Raw genomic sequence first — 14,627 nt, 5'->3', positions numbered from 1 at the left:
GTTTAGAATCTCGGTATATCTGGAAATGGCACCTTACCTCGATGCACATGCATCCGGCCAAGCTCCGCACAACGATGCAACTGCGGAAAGACTTTGCCGGGATTTAACAAGTGCCGTTCATCGAAAGCGCACTTGACGCGGATCTGTTGATTGAGATCGATTTCGTTAAACATTTCCGGCATGAGGTCACGCTTCTCAACACCGACCCCATGTTCGCCGGTCAATACGCCCCCGACTTTCACGCAAAGCCGCAATATATCCGCACCAAAGCTTTCTGCCTTGTGCAATTCGTCCGGGATATTGGCGTCATAAAGGATGAGCGGGTGGAGATTGCCATCGCCTGCATGGAAAACATTGGCAACGCGCAAGCCATATTTCTGAGAAAGCTCGCGCATCCCGGCGAGGACTTTCGGCAGCTCTTTTCGCGGGATTGTGCCATCCATGCACAGGTAGTCGGGCGAAATACGACCAACCGCCGGGAAGGCAGCCTTGCGCCCTGCCCAAAATGCCATGCGCTCCTCTTCGCTCTGCGATATGACGCAAGTCGTCGCGCCATTCTTGCGACCGATGGCTTCAACCATAGTGATGAGGTGGTCAACCTCAACGGCCGGCCCGTCCAATTCGATAATGAGCAATGCTTCAACGTCAAGAGGGTAGCCCGCATGAACGAAATCTTCGGCCGCGTGGATCGCCGGCCGATCCATCATTTCCATACCACCTGGAATTATCCCCGCTGCAATAATTTCTGCCACGCATTGTCCGGCCTGCTCGCTTGTAGCAAAGCCTACCATAAGCGCACGTGCTGTCGTTGGCTTTTGCAAAATGCGAACGGTAACTTCAGTGACAACCCCGAGCAAACCCTCCGAACCGGTCATGAGTCCCAAGAAGTCATAGCCTTCGTTATCGAGATGCTTACCGCCAAGCCGAATGACTTCCCCGGTTATCAGCACCATCTCCAGACCCAAAACATTGTTTGCTGTCAGCCCGTATTTCAGACAGTGAACGCCGCCGGAATTTTCTGCAACATTGCCTCCAATCGAACAGGCAATTTGCGAAGAAGGATCAGGCGCATAATAAAAGCCTTCATGTTCTACGGCCTTGGTTATTCCCAGGTTGGTGACGCCCGGCTGCACAACAGCGGCTCTGTTGGGGTAATCAATCTCAAGAATGCGGTTGAAGCGGGTCATGACCAGAAGCACCGCATCTTCCAAGGGTAAAGCTCCACCAGACAATGATGTGCCAGAGCCGCGCGGAACAACCTTCACATTGTTTTCATAGCAATATTTGAGAATGAGCGAGACCTGCGCCACGGTCTGGGGAAGTACCACAACAAGCGGCAACTGGTGATAAGCAGTCAGCGCATCCGATTCGAATACGCGCATTTCGTTCGTGGCATCAACGACGCCTTCGCCCGGAACAATTGCCTGCAGGGCTGCAACAATAGCTGCACGACGCGACATGGTTGCTTCGTCAGCCTTTGGCATAACAAGTCCCGGCATTGTTCCTCCCAGTCACAGTCTTCGGAAAGAGCTATAACATCCCAATGATCCGCTTAGACTGCGTCATGCTGTTCCAGTGGTCAATTCAGACATTCATATTTGTTAAATCATCAAACCGTGCCAAGATTTGATTTCGAAACAGCTTTCAATGACGGATCATGAAAACAGTCGATTTCAAACATGCCCGGGGTCCCGATAAATTGCGCGTCTATGCCATAGGCGACGTGCATGGCAGGCTTGATCTCTTGCAAGAGATGCATCGACGTATCTACATGGAGAATGAAAAGTCACCGCCCTTTGATTGGGTGGTTGTGCATCTTGGCGATTATGTTGATCGGGGACTACACTCCTGCGGCGTCATCGATTTCCTGATCAATGGACAACGCAAAAATCATCGAATACTTGCCCTGGCCGGCAATCACGAAGTTGGTTTTGTTGATTTTCTCAATACTGGCGACGCTTACGGTGTTTTTGCTCGCTGCGGCGGTCGCCAGACGGGGTTGTCCTATGGTGTGAATATTGATTTCAACAATGAACTGTCGGTCGCATCAGGTCATGAAGCATTGAAGCGCGCTGTGCCGAACAGCCACTTGAATTTTATCAGACGACTACCCCGATCAATGGTCTTTGGAGATTTTTTCTTCTGCCACGCCGGTATTCGCCCCGGCATTGCGCTTGAACGACAGAGTCAGGAAGATTTGATCTGGATCAGGTCCGAGTTTTTGGATGATCAACGGCCTCATTCAAAAATCATCATCCACGGGCATACGCCAGCGACCGAGGTCGAAATCAGGCCAAATCGAATTAATTTGGATACTGGTGCTTATGCCAGCGGACGGCTTAGCGCGATTATGATCGATGGGCCGAACAAGACGTTTCTTGAAGCGACCGTATAATCGAGCCTATCGGCGAAACGACGTGCTGATCCCGTATCCATCGCTCGATACCGGATGCCCGCCAGCATCAACGGAAAACAAACCAACGCCCATGAACAAAATAGCTGACAGCATAAAGGCGGTCAAAAGGGCGGCACTTTTGGTGGTCATCTTAGGCGTTTCCATTGCTAGCTTTGTTCTGGCTTGATGCCAGTTGTGCGTGTGCCCACTAAAGGACACACTCGTTACCAACTAGTGAATTGAAGACACGTTCCACATATTTGAGCAGCGTTGAAGCGATTCAGGATACACATGTTGCATAGCTGCAACTAAAGCCGGATGCCCGCTATCGGATCAGCGCTACCCACGCACGAGCCAGAGCGAGCCCTGCTGCGTCTGCAGCAGCACCATCCTTCGCAACGTTACCGGCATAATTAGCAAGCCAATCCGGATAACTTTCAACTATCTGGTCATGGAACACGTGTTTCCATTCGTCGACAAGGCGCGTGTCAGCCTCAAAGTGAAATTGGATACCGTAGACTGCCCGACCAATCCGGAAGGCTTGATTGGTTGTCATCTGGCTTAGGGCGAGATGTGTTGCCTGCTCCGGCAGCGTAAAAGTATCGCTGTGCCAATGAAAGATCGGAAACCGCTCTTCGACGGCGGAGAGCACCGGATCCGACGCAGCCTCAGCCGTGCAGATCACGTCGTGCCAGCCAAATTCCGCTGGACGGCCAAGAATGTTGGTAGCGCCATAGCCCCGCGCCACCAATTGGCTACCAAGACATATACCAAGAACCGCCTTGTCCGCATCGCCAAATTTTTTGATGAGACCAGCGAGTTGCGGGAGATAGGGATATTCTTCGTCAGCCAGGGCATTTTGATCACCGCCAAGGACGACAATCGCGTCATGATCGTCATGGCTGCTCGGCAAAGCTTCGCCAAGATAGGCGCTGCGAAGGTCAATCGAGGCATTGGCCTCATTTAACGCGGTGCCAACCTGTCCAAGTCCGGTATTGTGATAATTCTGAACGACAAGAACGTGCATGGCGACCCTGATGTGTATTGACTATGTTCCCGGATAGCATGAGGACTCAATGACCGGAAGCCGCAAGATGCCCCTGCAAAATCGTGTCACACCCTTTGGCGACATTATTGCTGTAACACAACGCGGCTCGCTGATGGGAAACCGCGGCATTATCCATGACCCCGCTACTAAAACGCTCTTAAAAAGGCGATGGTCATCGCGCGCCTGGATCATCTGCGTTTGCCAGTTCAAGAATGTACGGCGCGATGTGATGGCGCGCCGAAGCTGGACTGAGCTGTTCTTTCTCGATGAAGCTACCGCTCTTAGCGCGGGGCATCGCCCCTGCTTCTACTGCCAGCGGCAAAGAGCCAAAGAGTTTCAAGCGGCCTGGGCTGATGGAAACGCAACCGAGCTGCCATCTGCACCACAGATGGATGCAATACTCCACGGCGAAAGGCTTGATCAAAAGGGCCGCAAAAGACACTACCCACTCAAAAGCGCAGTTCGCGACCTGCCCGATGGAACCATGCTGGCCAGCGGAGCCAATGCTTTTCTGGTCAGAAAGGGGGAGACGCTGCTCTGGTCTTGGGAAGGCTATTCATCGGCTGAAATCGAATTATCCAAGGCAACCTTGCTTACACCGCCTTCCACAGTTCGGGCTCTCAGAGCAGGCTTCACACCGCTTACGAGATAAGACTTCAAATTTTTGCATTGACAATCACCGGCCTGCGAAAGCTCCAGCCCAGACTTGTTCCGGCAGCGGCAATCAGAATTATCGCTGAGCCTAGTAGCTGACTTGCCTGCAAAGCATGACCGAAGGCAAAATAATCAACCAGAATGGCGGCCACCGGATAAATGAAGGATAGCGAGCCAGTAATGTGAGTGGGTAGTCTCTGTATAGCGCTGTACAGCAGGATATACATCAGCCCAGTATGCACGATGCCTATGGTTATGATGCTCGCCCACTCGCCCGTACTTTGTGGCAGAGTAGTAAAATCGGCAAGGGGCGCGAGCATCACAATGCCGACGCTCACTTGGATCAGCGCTATCAAATGCGGCGGGGTGCCTCTCAACCGTTTGGCGACGATCGCTGCTATGGCATAGAGAAATGCCGCGCCGAGCGCCAAAGCAATACCGGCCATGTAGTCAGATCCGCTATAGATTCCGCCTGGCTTCGCCTGCACGATCAACAACATGCCCGCAAATGCGAGTGCCAGCCACGCCAGCTTTGTAACTGTGAGCTTTTCCTTGAACATTAAGGCTCCCAAACCGACGAGCATGAACGGCTGTACATTATAAACTGTGGTGGCGATTGCGATGGATGCGCGCGGGTAGGCAGCAAACAGCAGAACCCAATTAAGCACAATTGCGACACCGCCTATCATGGCCAATCCCAGAATTTTCAACGAGATCACATTAGGGCGAAGCAAACCCAAAGCGCCGCAAATAAGCAGCAATGTCAACGCGCCTATGGCGCAGCGCCAGAACACCACGGAGAAAACAGGTTGACCTGACATCAATACGAACCAGCCAATCGTACCGGAAATGACCATTGCTGCAGTCATTTCCAAACTGCCTCTGACGATATCTCTTTCCATTGCCTGTTCTCCTTAGCTGTTAAGGAACAGACTATGCGGCGGCTTCGAGATTTGATATGATTTTGAGACAGGAATATTGGCGTTCAACCTTTTTAATGAAGGCTATTTTAGCTAAGAGCCTTACGGAAAAAACATGCTTGATGAACTCGACAGGACCATTATCGAAATTCTGGTTGACGACGCGCGTATCTCTTTGAAAGAGCTCAGCCAAAAAGTGGGTCTATCATCGCCGAGCGTTTCAGAACGACTGCGACGACTGGAAGAAAGGAAGGTCATCCGCGCCTTCACTGTCGATATTGACCCACAGACATTAGGCTATAATCTGACTGCAATTGTGCGGGTACGGCCGCTCCCCGGCATGATCCACATCGTGGAAAAGCTGATCCAGGAAACACCGGAAATTACCGAATGCGATAAGGTCACGGGTGATGATTGCTTTATCGGCAAATTACAGTTCCGAACAATGCAGCAATTGGACAGCATCCTTGACCGCTTGGCCGAAAAGGCTGAAACAAACACTGCAATTGTCAAATCCTCGCCGGTAAAACGCCGCTTGCCACCCCTCGCCTGACGCCCGGAGCCAATGATGCGCGCAAACTATAAGATGCAACGGCTTTTTGTTGCTGCGGACTTGAGAACGGGAAGCAAGGCTGATGCTGCACCGGAAGCAGTCAACTATCTAGTCAATGTTCTGCGGATGAAGGATGGCGATGAGATTCTTATCTTCAACGGCCGCGACGGGGAATGGCGGGCAGTCTTGCGGTTCGAGAGCAAGAAAAAGCTGTATTTTGAGCCCGTAGAATTGACCCGTGAACAGCCCGCAATCCCTGATTTGATCTACTGTTTCGCACCACTGAAGCAGGGGCGGCTCGATTATCTGGTGCAGAAGGCCGTTGAAATGGGTGCCGGCATTCTGCAACCAGTGATAACCCAACACACGCAAGTGGCGCGTATCGGCATTGAGCGTATTGAAGCAAATGCAATTGAAGCAGCTGAACAATGTGGAGTTTTGGCGATTCCTGCAGTGCGCGAACCTTTGAAACTGGAAAGATTGCTCGATGAATGGGACCCCGCGCGGCGGTTGATCTTCTGCGACGAGGGACACGACACACATAATCCCCTACCTCTGTTGGAATCATTGCCTAAAACACCTCTTGGCGTGATCATTGGACCAGAGGGCGGCTTCTCCGATCAGGAGCGGCAGAGATTACGCAGCTTGCCTTTTATAACGGCAATTCCGCTTGGTCAGCGCATCTTGCGGGCAGACACTGCGGCGGTAGCTGCACTCGCCCTGATTCAGGCGACAATCGGAGATTGGTGAGAAGCAATTTCTGTTGATCGATCTATCAATGAAATTTGCTTGCGCTCTCATGCAAAAAATGGCCAATCACGCCCAACAATATTTCAATAATGGAAACACCAGTCATGGCGCGGGACACGACAGACGAAACACGGATCGCCAATACAGAAGAATTGGCTGCGCATCTCGCGGAAGGATCAAAGCCGGAATCTGCCTGGCGGATCGGGACGGAACACGAGAAATTCCCCTTCTACACCGAGCATAACAGCCCGGTTCCCTATGACGGGCCACGCGGCATTCGCGCGATTTTGGAAGGCATGCAGTCTAAACTCGGCTGGGAACCGATCATTGACGAAGGTAATATTATCGGCCTGGTTGAGCCAACAGGACAAGGGGCAATTTCGCTTGAACCGGGCGGGCAGTTCGAGCTTTCCGGCGCACCGCTTCTTTCCATCCATCAGACTTGCCGCGAATCCAACGCTCACCTGGCTCAGGTCCGCGAGATTGCCGAACCACTCGGCATTCGTTTTCTGGGTCTTGGCGGCAGCCCGAAATGGACGCTTGCCGAAACACCGCGCATGCCCAAATCCCGGTACAATATCATGTCCAATTATATGCCAAAGGTTGGCAAGGATGGACTGAACATGATGTACCGCACCTGTACTATCCAGGTGAATCTGGACTTCTCATCCGAAACCGATATGCGGCGCAAGATGCAGGTTTCGGTCAAACTGCAATCCATCGCTACCGCACTGTTCGCCATGTCGCCTTTCACGGAAGGCAAGCCAAATGGCCTGCTTTCGTGGCGTTCGGAGATATGGCGGGATACCGATAATAATCGCTCGGGCGTCCTGCCCTTCATCTTCAACGAAAATTTCGGCTTTGCCGACTATGTTGAATGGGCGCTGGATGTCCCGATGTATTTTGTCATGCGTCATGGGCGCTATCACGACTGTACCCATGTGACGTTCCGGCAATTCATGAATGGTGCGCTTAAGGATTCGATACCGGAAAGCACGCCCAATATGGGTGATTGGGCCAATCATCTTTCAACGCTTTTTCCCGAGGTTCGGCTGAAACGCTTCCTCGAAATGCGCGGCGCAGATGGTGGACCATGGCGGCGTATCTGCGCCCTGCCCGCGTTCTGGGTAGGTTTGCTCTATGATGCCGAGGCTCTCAATGCAGCGGAAGCTATGACGCGTGACTGGAGCTACGAAGAAGTTCAGGCATTGCGCGATGAGGTTCCCGCCAAGGGCCTTCAGGCCAAATTACGCAATCGTTCCGTCCACGAAATAGCGCGCGACGTGCTGGCTATTTCGAAGCTTGGCCTTCGAAACAGAGCGATGCTCAATAGTGAAGGTTTCGACGAGACGCACTATCTCTCTTCGCTGGAAGAAGTCGTTGCGCGTGGTACAACATCAGCCGAACAGATGTTATCCCAGTACAACACAGTTTGGGGCAGTTCCGTCGAACCCGCATTTCTGGAATATGCCTACTGAGCAGAGGAAAAAGCCCGATGACAAAGACAATTCTGATCACAGGCGGGAGCCGCGGTATTGGTCGTTCAGCCGCAATTCTCGCTGGTCAAAAGGGCTGGTCCGTTGGCGTAAACTACGCAAGCAACAAAGCTGCTGCTGACGAAGTGGTGGAGGCCGTCATCGCAGCTGGCGGCAAGGCATTAGCCATTCAGGGAGACGTAGCCGTTGAGGCTGATGTCATTTCAATGTTCGAGCAGACCAAGCAGCTCGGCAAACTTGATGGCGTTGTGGTCAATGCGGGTATCGTGGCCCCGGCTTCCAAACTCATGGATATGGACAGCGACCGCATGCGGCGTGTCTTCGACGTGAATGTATTTGGAGCCTATTTGTGTGCCCGCGAGGCTGTACGCTATCTCGCACCGTCGCGCGGCGGCAATGGTGGCTCCATAGTGCTTTTATCTTCGGCAGCGGCCCGCATCGGTGGCCCTTTCGAATATGTGGATTATGCCGGATCAAAAGGCGCAATGGACAGCCTGACACTTGGTCTTGCAAAAGAGGCTGGCTCTGAAAATATTCGCGTCAATGCAGTGCGTCCGGGATTGATCGAGACCGACCTTCACGCCAGTGGAGGGCAACCCGACCGTGCGCAACGGCTTGGAGCCACAGCCCCACTCGGCAGGGCTGGAACCGCAGAGGAAGTTGGGGAATCGATCGTCTGGCTACTAAGCGATGCATCATCCTATGTCACGGGCGCATTGCTCGACGTGACGGGTGGACGTTAAACGTTCATATCGACAATTAGGACTCCCGTTGCGCGCTATATGTGTTATGCGGAGCAATCTCATTCACGCGGATTGACGAACCATGGCAAAACACAAAGCGCTGTCCGAAGCCTTTATCCCCGAGCTTCCAAATTACTATAAAGGCAAGGTTCGCGAGAATTATGATCTTGCGGATGGCACGCGCATCATTATCGCTACGGATCGCATCAGTGCGTTTGACCGTATATTGGCCTCGATACCGCTCAAAGGGCAGGTTTTGACGCAAACGGCGCGTTTCCAGTTTGAGCAAACGCAGGATATTTGTCCCAACCACGTTATTGAATATCCCGACCCAAATGTTTTGCTCTGCCGCAAGCTTACTATCTTGCCGGTCGAAATCATTGTGCGTGGCTATCTCGCCGGAACAACGGGCACGTCAATCCTGACACTATACAAGTCCGGCCGACGTGAAATGTACGGCTTCACCCTTCCGGACGGCATGCTGGACAATGAAAAGCTGCCGGAGCCAATCATCACGCCAACTTCCAAAGCATTTGATGGCGGTCACGACGAGCCTTTGACTGCTGAAGATATAATCGAGCAAAAGCTGCTAACCAAAGAACAATGGGAGACAATCTCATCCTACGCTTTGAAGCTCTTTGCACGCGGCCAGGAAATTGCGACAAGCCGGGGTCTGATCCTTGCCGACACCAAATATGAATTCGGTACGGATGAAGCAGGAAATATCGTTCTTGCCGATGAAATCCATACGCCCGATTCCAGCCGTTACTGGTTTGCCGATAGCTACGAAGCGGGCAAGCGCCCTGTCAGTTTTGACAAGGATTTCGTGCGAAATTGGGTCGTTGAGCGTTGCGATCCATACAAGGATGATATTCCGGAAATTCCTGAAGACGTCATTGATGCGACAACCAAGGTCTATATTCAGGCCTATGAGAAAATCACTGACCGTAAATTTGAAGCCGGTGATGCTGCAACAGATCCATTGCAACGCATCAGGGAAAACTTGAAGCGCTTTTTCTAGACTCACAAATCAGTTGATGTTCGCATTATTACGGCGGTAGTCTTCCTCAACACCAAGTGTGAGGGAGGACAGCGTTATGAATCTCGTGGACATGTTTCTAAAGGGTGATGGGGGGAAAAATATTGAAGCGCTTTCCCGGCAATTCAATCTTTCCCAACAGCAAACGCTTGCCGCTATCGAAGCGTTGATGCCCGCATTTTCGCAAGGGCTGCAGCGCAACACTGCCGATCCCATGGGCATGGGCGCTTTCGTGCAGGCACTTTCATCGGGTCAGCACGCCAATTATTTTGATGATCCTTCTGCGGCATTCAATTCGTCTGGTATAGCTGACGGCAATAATATTCTGGGCCATTTGTTTGGCTCCAAGGATTTGTCACGGGCTGTAGCTGACCATGCCGCTGCCACGACCGGCCTAGCGACTACCACGCTAAAGGAGATGCTTCCCGTTATCGCTTCCATGCTGATGGGCGGGCTCTATAAGAAGTCTACGGGCCAATTTGCCGCCTCCGGTCTTGGCGGCGGAAATGTAATCGGCGATCTGATCGAGCAGATGATGCGGCAAGGGGGCGGAGGCCAGACTGCCAGCACGCAACAAAATGCACCCAGCGCCAATCCTTGGGGGCAGATTCTCGAAGGAATGCTCGGTGGCGCAACGCAGCAACCACAAGGGCAAGGTGGTACCACCGGCAATAACCCGCTCGGAAAGATCTTTGAGGAAATGATGCGTGGGGGAATTCCTGGCAGTGCAACTCCAAAAACCTCACAGCAAAACCAACAGCAGCCGGGCGCAGGCCAAAATCCCTTTGGCGATAATCCTTTCGGCAAAATCTTTGAAGAAATGCTTGGTGGCGCGACGCAAAAGCGATCGACTCCGCAGCCAGAACCCGCGCCAGAGCCGGAAACTGCGTCTGCGCCTCCTTCTGATAATCCTTTGAAAGATATTCTAGGCCAGATGTTCGATACGGGCCGTAAGACCAACGAGCAATATCAGAAGGGCATGGAATCCATTTTCGACCAATATATGCGGGGAATGGACCGCCACAAATAGGTCAGGCGCGATAAGAAAAAGCCCGGCCAAATTGCATATGCAAAATGGGCCGGGCAGGAGGCAGGCGGAGCGCCGGGAGGGGATTCCGGCGTGAATGGGCGCCTGCTAAACAGTCAAATCATACTATCTGGTTGCACTACGAACGCGTGAGCGCACGTCTGCAAGCGCTCCCAGCCTTTCGCTCGGATCATCCAGCAGCGATGTTCCAATGGCGGAATGGAGATCCGCACGCGTGACACCAATGTCATGCAGCATTGAATCGTTCCATTCGCCAAGACTCAAAATCGTTTTACGGTTCCGGCGGGCAACAATCATTCGGTTGACAAAGCTGACAGCCAGCGACGCAAGCGATGCGATCGTGCCGGTGAAACCAGTTACTTCAGTCATTCTCGTTGTTGTTGTCATCGCCCGTACTCCTTTGAACGGCAGCGATCAGAAGTTAAATCACGCGAAAAACCATTTTCCGCGCAGCACGCTCAATGTCCGTTAGACACCAGCGTTTCCTGAACATCTTTAGAATGATACAGAAGGATTGATTATTCAAACGAATGTTTTTAATGTAAACGTTCAATAATAATGATGAGTCAACAGCCTTGGGAACCTGACATGAGCGCACCGCTTGATCTCGACCAGTTGCAGACATTCACAGCCATAGCCGACTTGGGAAGCTTCACCAAGGCAGCCGATAAGGTCAACAAGACTCAATCGGCTGTATCGATGCAGATGAGGCGCTTGGAAGAACGTGTTTCGAAGGCGCTTTTCGAACGCGATGGCCGCACGAACCGTCTGACCGAGGATGGCGAGCGGCTTCTTGCATATGCACGGCGCATGCTGCAGCTAAACAATGAAACCATTGCAGCTTTTGATGATACGCAGTTGCAGGGTCATATCCGCATCGGCACTCCAGACGACTATGCAGATCGTTTTCTGCCCGAAATCATGGCGCGTTTCTCGCGCTCGAATCCACGTGTCGAACTATCCGTTGTCTGTGAGCCAACGGTCAATCTTGATGAGATGATCCGCAAGGGCCAGTTGGATATTGCGCTGGTTACTCAATGCGACGAACAGCGCCGCTCTGAGGTCGTGCGTAGCGAACAGCTCCTATGGGTGACGTCCGCAAATCATAATGTGCATGAGGAGGTGGTTCTGCCGCTGGCAGTGGGTCGACCCACCTGCATATGGCGCGCAGCCGCTGTCGATGTGCTCGACTCGATGCATCACGACTATCGCATTCTCTTTACCAGCTGGTCCGCCACAGTTCTTGCCGCGGCTGTTCTCGCCGGGCTTGCCGTGTCAATTCTACCGGAATGTGCGTTGCGACCGGGTATGCGGGTTCTAACGGAGGCCGATGGATTTGGCCGTCTTCCAGAGTTTGGAATCGGCATCATGCGCGGTCACACGAAGCCCTCCGCCATTGTTGATGCGTTGGTGCAGCACATTGTTGAAAGTCTTGATAATCTGTCCATGCCAACGCCAGTCAGCATGACACAAGCGGCAGTTCCAGTGCCGGTCAATCAGCGCATGAGACAAGTCCGCTCGACCGAACTTGTCCCGGGTTGGTAATTATAATCCGCCCTGCCAGGCTTTGATTGCATCAAGCGGATAAAGCAACATGACAATATTAAGGGTGAGGTTGTCGCGGATAACCCACCCAGCCAGCAACTCAAATATGATCGCCAAAACGATTGTCAGCCAGATTGGCGCACGCGCGGCAAAGAAAAAGCCGAGCACCATAAACAGAATATCGCTGACGGAGTTCAGCACGCTGTCACCAACATAGCCAAGCGCAATGGTCGCTTCGCGATAGCGGCTTATGACCATCTCGGTATTTTCAAATATTTCCCAGGCTGCCTCTATGAAAATGGCTCCGAGAAGACGCTGCCCGACTGGCCTTTTGCGGGCTGCAAGCCAGAGAATCCCGTAAAACAGAAAGCCGTGAATGATATGGGAAAGCGTGTACCAATCGGCGATATGCTGCGAATTGTCCGAAGAGTTTGTGTCACTCACCCATAATTTTACCGTCCCGCAAGTACAGATGGGGTTGCGGCCCATGAGCAGCAAAATCACCGCCGCAACAGCGATCATGAGCGCACCTAACAGCAAATAGTAACGCAAATTCGGGCTTTTTTTCTGTATATATGCAACTGCAGGCATATGGTGTTCCCTCTTTCCCCTATACATTCTCCCATAGGCGTTATTCGTCTGCCGCTGAGAATGCAATCGGAGATTATGGAAGGTTGATTTCCGCCATCGTCCCGATAGGAATGGAATATGACTGAAAAACTCGAAACCACATCCAATGTTGCCGAATATACCGTGTCTGAAATTTCGGGGGCGTTGAAGCGTACCGTCGAGGATACATTCGGCCATGTTCGGGTTCGTGGTGAGATTTCCGGTTATCGGGGACCGCATTCTTCGGGGCATGCCTATTTTTCACTGAAGGATGACAAGGCGCGCATTGAAGCTGTTGTTTGGCGCGGCTCCATGAGCCGTATGCGCTTTCAGCCTGAAGAAGGCATGGAAGTGATCGCTACCGGCAAATTGACCACTTACCCCGGTTCTTCAAAATATCAGATTGTCATCGAACAAATGGAGCCAGCTGGTGCCGGGGCTCTGATGGCGCTTCTTGAAGAGCGAAAACGCAAGCTTGGTGCAGAAGGACTTTTCGACAGTTCCGCCAAGCAACTTTTGCCTTATATGCCACGGATTATCGGCGTCGTGACGTCACCTACAGGTGCAGTCATTCGCGATATTATTCACCGCATAACAGACCGCTTTCCGCTGCACGTTCTGGTCTGGCCGGTGCGCGTACAAGGTGAGACTTCCGGCAATGAGGTTGCCAATGCTGTCAATGGTTTCAATAGCTTAGCCAATAGCGCTGTTTTCCCGCAGCCGGACGTCTTGATCGTGGCGCGCGGAGGAGGAAGCCTTGAAGACCTTTGGGGCTTCAATGATGAGGTGGTGGTGAGAGCCGTCGCTGCCTCGCATATACCTGTCATTTCCGCTGTTGGTCATGAGACCGATTGGACATTGATTGACCTGGCCGCCGATGTTCGCGCCCCGACACCCACTGGGGCCGCAGAGATGGCAGTGCCTGTAAAAGCCGACCTGGTTGCCCATCTTGCAACGCTTGGCGCAAGGCTTTCCTCAGGCATGTCGCGCTATCTCGACCGGCGGCGGCAGGCTCAAAGAGCCTTGGCGAGAGCCCTGCCCTCGGCAGACCAGTTACTGGCATTGCCAAGACGTCGTTTTGACGAAACCGCGGCGAGGCTGGGCCGTGCCTTGCAAGCCAATACGCAGAAAAAACGCGGTGAGTTTGATGGGGCTGCACGCCAATTGTCCCCGCGCCTTCTCGAACAGAAATTTCGTGAAAAGCGTCGTGAAATCAGTGCTTTATCCGCTCGCCTGCCGCGTGCCGTCGAGATTCTTGTGCGGGACAGGCGTGCCAATTTCGCGCGCCGCTCAGTCAGGCTTTCCATAGAACAGACGTCACGTCTGGCCGAGCGCGGCAGGCAACATTTGCAGCAGCTCGACCGACGCCAGATCCAAGCTGTAAAGCTTCTGCTTGACCGCGCCAAACGCCGCAGGGACGAACAATGGCGGCTGCTGAATGGCTTGTCTCATACAAGCATTCTGGAGCGTGGTTTTGCTATCGTTCTCGATCCTTCCGGAACGCCGATCAAGCGCGCCTCGGGTATCGCTGCTGGCGATGATTTGACGCTCCGGTTTCAGGATGGAGACATTCAGGCATTGGCAAAAGACGGCGATGCAAAGCCCGCACAGCCAAAAATCGAGAAGCCTGCAGCCATCAAGAAAACACCTGTTCCGGGCGGTTCGCAGGGATCACTTTTCTAGCTCTACTCGCGTCGCCACAACTATTTTACTCGCCATGATGGAAATTTTTCAGCAAAAATCAGCCATTCTTCGGCAAAAAGCTTCAAACTTTGTTTGAAACGCAGTTGTTTGGCGCAAAACCTGTCTGAGACAGGGCTTACAGTT

16 protein-coding genes are annotated in these 14,627 nt (G+C 52.7%); 10 read left to right on the top strand and 6 right to left on the bottom strand.

All coding sequences use genetic code 11. The annotated features are described in order from the left end of the window. Positions 1 to 2 precede the first annotated feature (2 nt). Positions 3 to 1,499 (bottom strand): FAD-linked oxidase C-terminal domain-containing protein, encoded by a 1,497-nt coding sequence (locus V9K92_RS06830; protein ID WP_337353633.1) that lies wholly within the window; start codon positions 1,497 to 1,499, stop codon positions 3 to 5. A gap of 158 nt (positions 1,500 to 1,657) precedes the next feature. On the opposite strand from V9K92_RS06830, the gene V9K92_RS06825 reads away from it, so the two are divergent. Further along, on the top strand, positions 1,658 to 2,395 hold the full coding sequence (locus tag V9K92_RS06825; protein ID WP_337353632.1) for a metallophosphoesterase family protein: 738 nt from the start codon (positions 1,658 to 1,660) through the stop codon (positions 2,393 to 2,395). A gap of 6 nt (positions 2,396 to 2,401) precedes the next feature. Here the strand turns inward: V9K92_RS06825 and V9K92_RS06820 are convergent, their stop codons facing one another. Beyond that, positions 2,402 to 2,545: a hypothetical protein gene (locus V9K92_RS06820; protein ID WP_336440565.1), complete on the bottom strand. Its 144-nt coding sequence runs from the start codon at positions 2,543 to 2,545 to the stop codon at positions 2,402 to 2,404. 175 nt (positions 2,546 to 2,720) lie between these two features. Further along, positions 2,721 to 3,422, bottom strand: a complete 702-nt coding sequence (locus tag V9K92_RS06815) for a type 1 glutamine amidotransferase (protein WP_337353631.1) — start codon at positions 3,420 to 3,422, stop codon at positions 2,721 to 2,723. A 67-nt stretch (positions 3,423 to 3,489) separates the two neighbouring features. Between V9K92_RS06815 and V9K92_RS06810 the strand changes: the two genes are divergently transcribed. Continuing rightward, a complete protein-coding gene (locus V9K92_RS06810; RefSeq protein ID WP_336440737.1) occupies positions 3,490 to 4,095 on the top strand; it encodes a hypothetical protein in 606 nt (201 codons plus the stop codon). 4 nt (positions 4,096 to 4,099) lie between these two features. On the opposite strand, the gene V9K92_RS06805 is transcribed toward V9K92_RS06810, so the two are convergent. After that, positions 4,100 to 4,999, bottom strand: a complete 900-nt coding sequence (locus V9K92_RS06805) for a DMT family transporter (protein ID WP_337353630.1) — start codon at positions 4,997 to 4,999, stop codon at positions 4,100 to 4,102. A 133-nt stretch (positions 5,000 to 5,132) separates the two neighbouring features. On the opposite strand from V9K92_RS06805, the gene V9K92_RS06800 reads away from it, so the two are divergent. The 6 genes from V9K92_RS06800 to V9K92_RS06775 all read left to right on the top strand — a co-directional run bounded on the left by V9K92_RS06800 (position 5,133) and on the right by V9K92_RS06775 (position 10,628). Beyond that, on the top strand, positions 5,133 to 5,570 hold the full coding sequence (locus V9K92_RS06800; RefSeq protein WP_115055237.1) for an AsnC family transcriptional regulator: 438 nt from the start codon (positions 5,133 to 5,135) through the stop codon (positions 5,568 to 5,570). 15 nt (positions 5,571 to 5,585) lie between these two features. After that, entirely contained in the window at positions 5,586 to 6,320 is a 735-nt protein-coding gene (locus tag V9K92_RS06795) for a 16S rRNA (uracil(1498)-N(3))-methyltransferase (RefSeq protein WP_337353933.1), read from the top strand. 104 nt (positions 6,321 to 6,424) lie between these two features. Continuing rightward, positions 6,425 to 7,798, top strand: coding sequence for a glutamate--cysteine ligase (locus tag V9K92_RS06790; RefSeq protein WP_115055239.1), 1,374 nt, complete (start codon positions 6,425 to 6,427; stop codon positions 7,796 to 7,798). Positions 7,799 to 7,815: 17 nt separating this feature from the next. Beyond that, positions 7,816 to 8,559 (top strand): SDR family oxidoreductase, encoded by a 744-nt coding sequence (locus V9K92_RS06785; RefSeq protein WP_337353629.1) that lies wholly within the window; start codon positions 7,816 to 7,818, stop codon positions 8,557 to 8,559. Positions 8,560 to 8,641: 82 nt separating this feature from the next. Continuing rightward, positions 8,642 to 9,580: a phosphoribosylaminoimidazolesuccinocarboxamide synthase gene (locus V9K92_RS06780; protein WP_336440572.1), complete on the top strand. Its 939-nt coding sequence runs from the start codon at positions 8,642 to 8,644 to the stop codon at positions 9,578 to 9,580. A 76-nt stretch (positions 9,581 to 9,656) separates the two neighbouring features. Beyond that, on the top strand, positions 9,657 to 10,628 hold the full coding sequence (locus V9K92_RS06775; protein WP_337353628.1) for a DUF937 domain-containing protein: 972 nt from the start codon (positions 9,657 to 9,659) through the stop codon (positions 10,626 to 10,628). Between the two features lie 123 nt (positions 10,629 to 10,751). On the opposite strand, the gene V9K92_RS06770 is transcribed toward V9K92_RS06775, so the two are convergent. Then, entirely contained in the window at positions 10,752 to 11,033 is a 282-nt protein-coding gene (locus V9K92_RS06770; RefSeq protein ID WP_307282911.1) for a DUF1127 domain-containing protein, read from the bottom strand. A 201-nt stretch (positions 11,034 to 11,234) separates the two neighbouring features. On the opposite strand from V9K92_RS06770, the gene V9K92_RS06765 reads away from it, so the two are divergent. Then, entirely contained in the window at positions 11,235 to 12,191 is a 957-nt protein-coding gene (locus tag V9K92_RS06765; protein ID WP_115055244.1) for a LysR substrate-binding domain-containing protein, read from the top strand. Here V9K92_RS06765 and V9K92_RS06760 read toward each other — a convergent pair whose 3' ends face one another. Then, positions 12,192 to 12,782 (bottom strand): DUF2585 domain-containing protein, encoded by a 591-nt coding sequence (locus V9K92_RS06760; protein ID WP_115055245.1) that lies wholly within the window; start codon positions 12,780 to 12,782, stop codon positions 12,192 to 12,194. It lies immediately after the preceding gene. Positions 12,783 to 12,899: 117 nt separating this feature from the next. On the opposite strand from V9K92_RS06760, the gene xseA reads away from it, so the two are divergent. Continuing rightward, entirely contained in the window at positions 12,900 to 14,483 is a 1,584-nt protein-coding gene (gene xseA, locus V9K92_RS06755; protein ID WP_337353627.1) for an exodeoxyribonuclease VII large subunit, read from the top strand. The last annotated feature ends 144 nt before the right edge of the window (positions 14,484 to 14,627 follow it).

The organism is Phyllobacterium sp. CCNWLW109, from assembly GCF_037203905.1.
In the GTDB taxonomy this organism is placed as follows: Bacteria; Pseudomonadota; Alphaproteobacteria; order Rhizobiales; family Rhizobiaceae; genus Phyllobacterium; species Phyllobacterium ifriqiyense.
This window is presented reverse-complemented; position numbering and strand designations above follow the sequence as displayed.

Coding starts and splice junctions, on each gene's coding strand:
- V9K92_RS06795 (WP_337353933.1), top strand. CDS start 5,586: ATGCGCGCAAACTATAAGATGCAACGGCTTTTTGTTGCTGCGGACTTG.
- V9K92_RS06780 (WP_336440572.1), top strand. CDS start 8,642: ATGGCAAAACACAAAGCGCTGTCCGAAGCCTTTATCCCCGAGCTTCCA.
- V9K92_RS06765 (WP_115055244.1), top strand. CDS start 11,235: ATGAGCGCACCGCTTGATCTCGACCAGTTGCAGACATTCACAGCCATA.
- V9K92_RS06820 (WP_336440565.1), bottom strand. CDS start 2,545: ATGACCACCAAAAGTGCCGCCCTTTTGACCGCCTTTATGCTGTCAGCT.
- V9K92_RS06785 (WP_337353629.1), top strand. CDS start 7,816: ATGACAAAGACAATTCTGATCACAGGCGGGAGCCGCGGTATTGGTCGT.
- V9K92_RS06760 (WP_115055245.1), bottom strand. CDS start 12,782: ATGCCTGCAGTTGCATATATACAGAAAAAAAGCCCGAATTTGCGTTAC.
- V9K92_RS06770 (WP_307282911.1), bottom strand. CDS start 11,033: ATGACAACAACAACGAGAATGACTGAAGTAACTGGTTTCACCGGCACG.
- V9K92_RS06830 (WP_337353633.1), bottom strand. CDS start 1,499: ATGCCGGGACTTGTTATGCCAAAGGCTGACGAAGCAACCATGTCGCGT.
- V9K92_RS06790 (WP_115055239.1), top strand. CDS start 6,425: ATGGCGCGGGACACGACAGACGAAACACGGATCGCCAATACAGAAGAA.
- V9K92_RS06800 (WP_115055237.1), top strand. CDS start 5,133: ATGCTTGATGAACTCGACAGGACCATTATCGAAATTCTGGTTGACGAC.
- xseA (WP_337353627.1), top strand. CDS start 12,900: ATGACTGAAAAACTCGAAACCACATCCAATGTTGCCGAATATACCGTG.
- V9K92_RS06810 (WP_336440737.1), top strand. CDS start 3,490: ATGCCCCTGCAAAATCGTGTCACACCCTTTGGCGACATTATTGCTGTA.
- V9K92_RS06775 (WP_337353628.1), top strand. CDS start 9,657: ATGAATCTCGTGGACATGTTTCTAAAGGGTGATGGGGGGAAAAATATT.
- V9K92_RS06825 (WP_337353632.1), top strand. CDS start 1,658: ATGAAAACAGTCGATTTCAAACATGCCCGGGGTCCCGATAAATTGCGC.
- V9K92_RS06815 (WP_337353631.1), bottom strand. CDS start 3,422: ATGCACGTTCTTGTCGTTCAGAATTATCACAATACCGGACTTGGACAG.
- V9K92_RS06805 (WP_337353630.1), bottom strand. CDS start 4,999: ATGGAAAGAGATATCGTCAGAGGCAGTTTGGAAATGACTGCAGCAATG.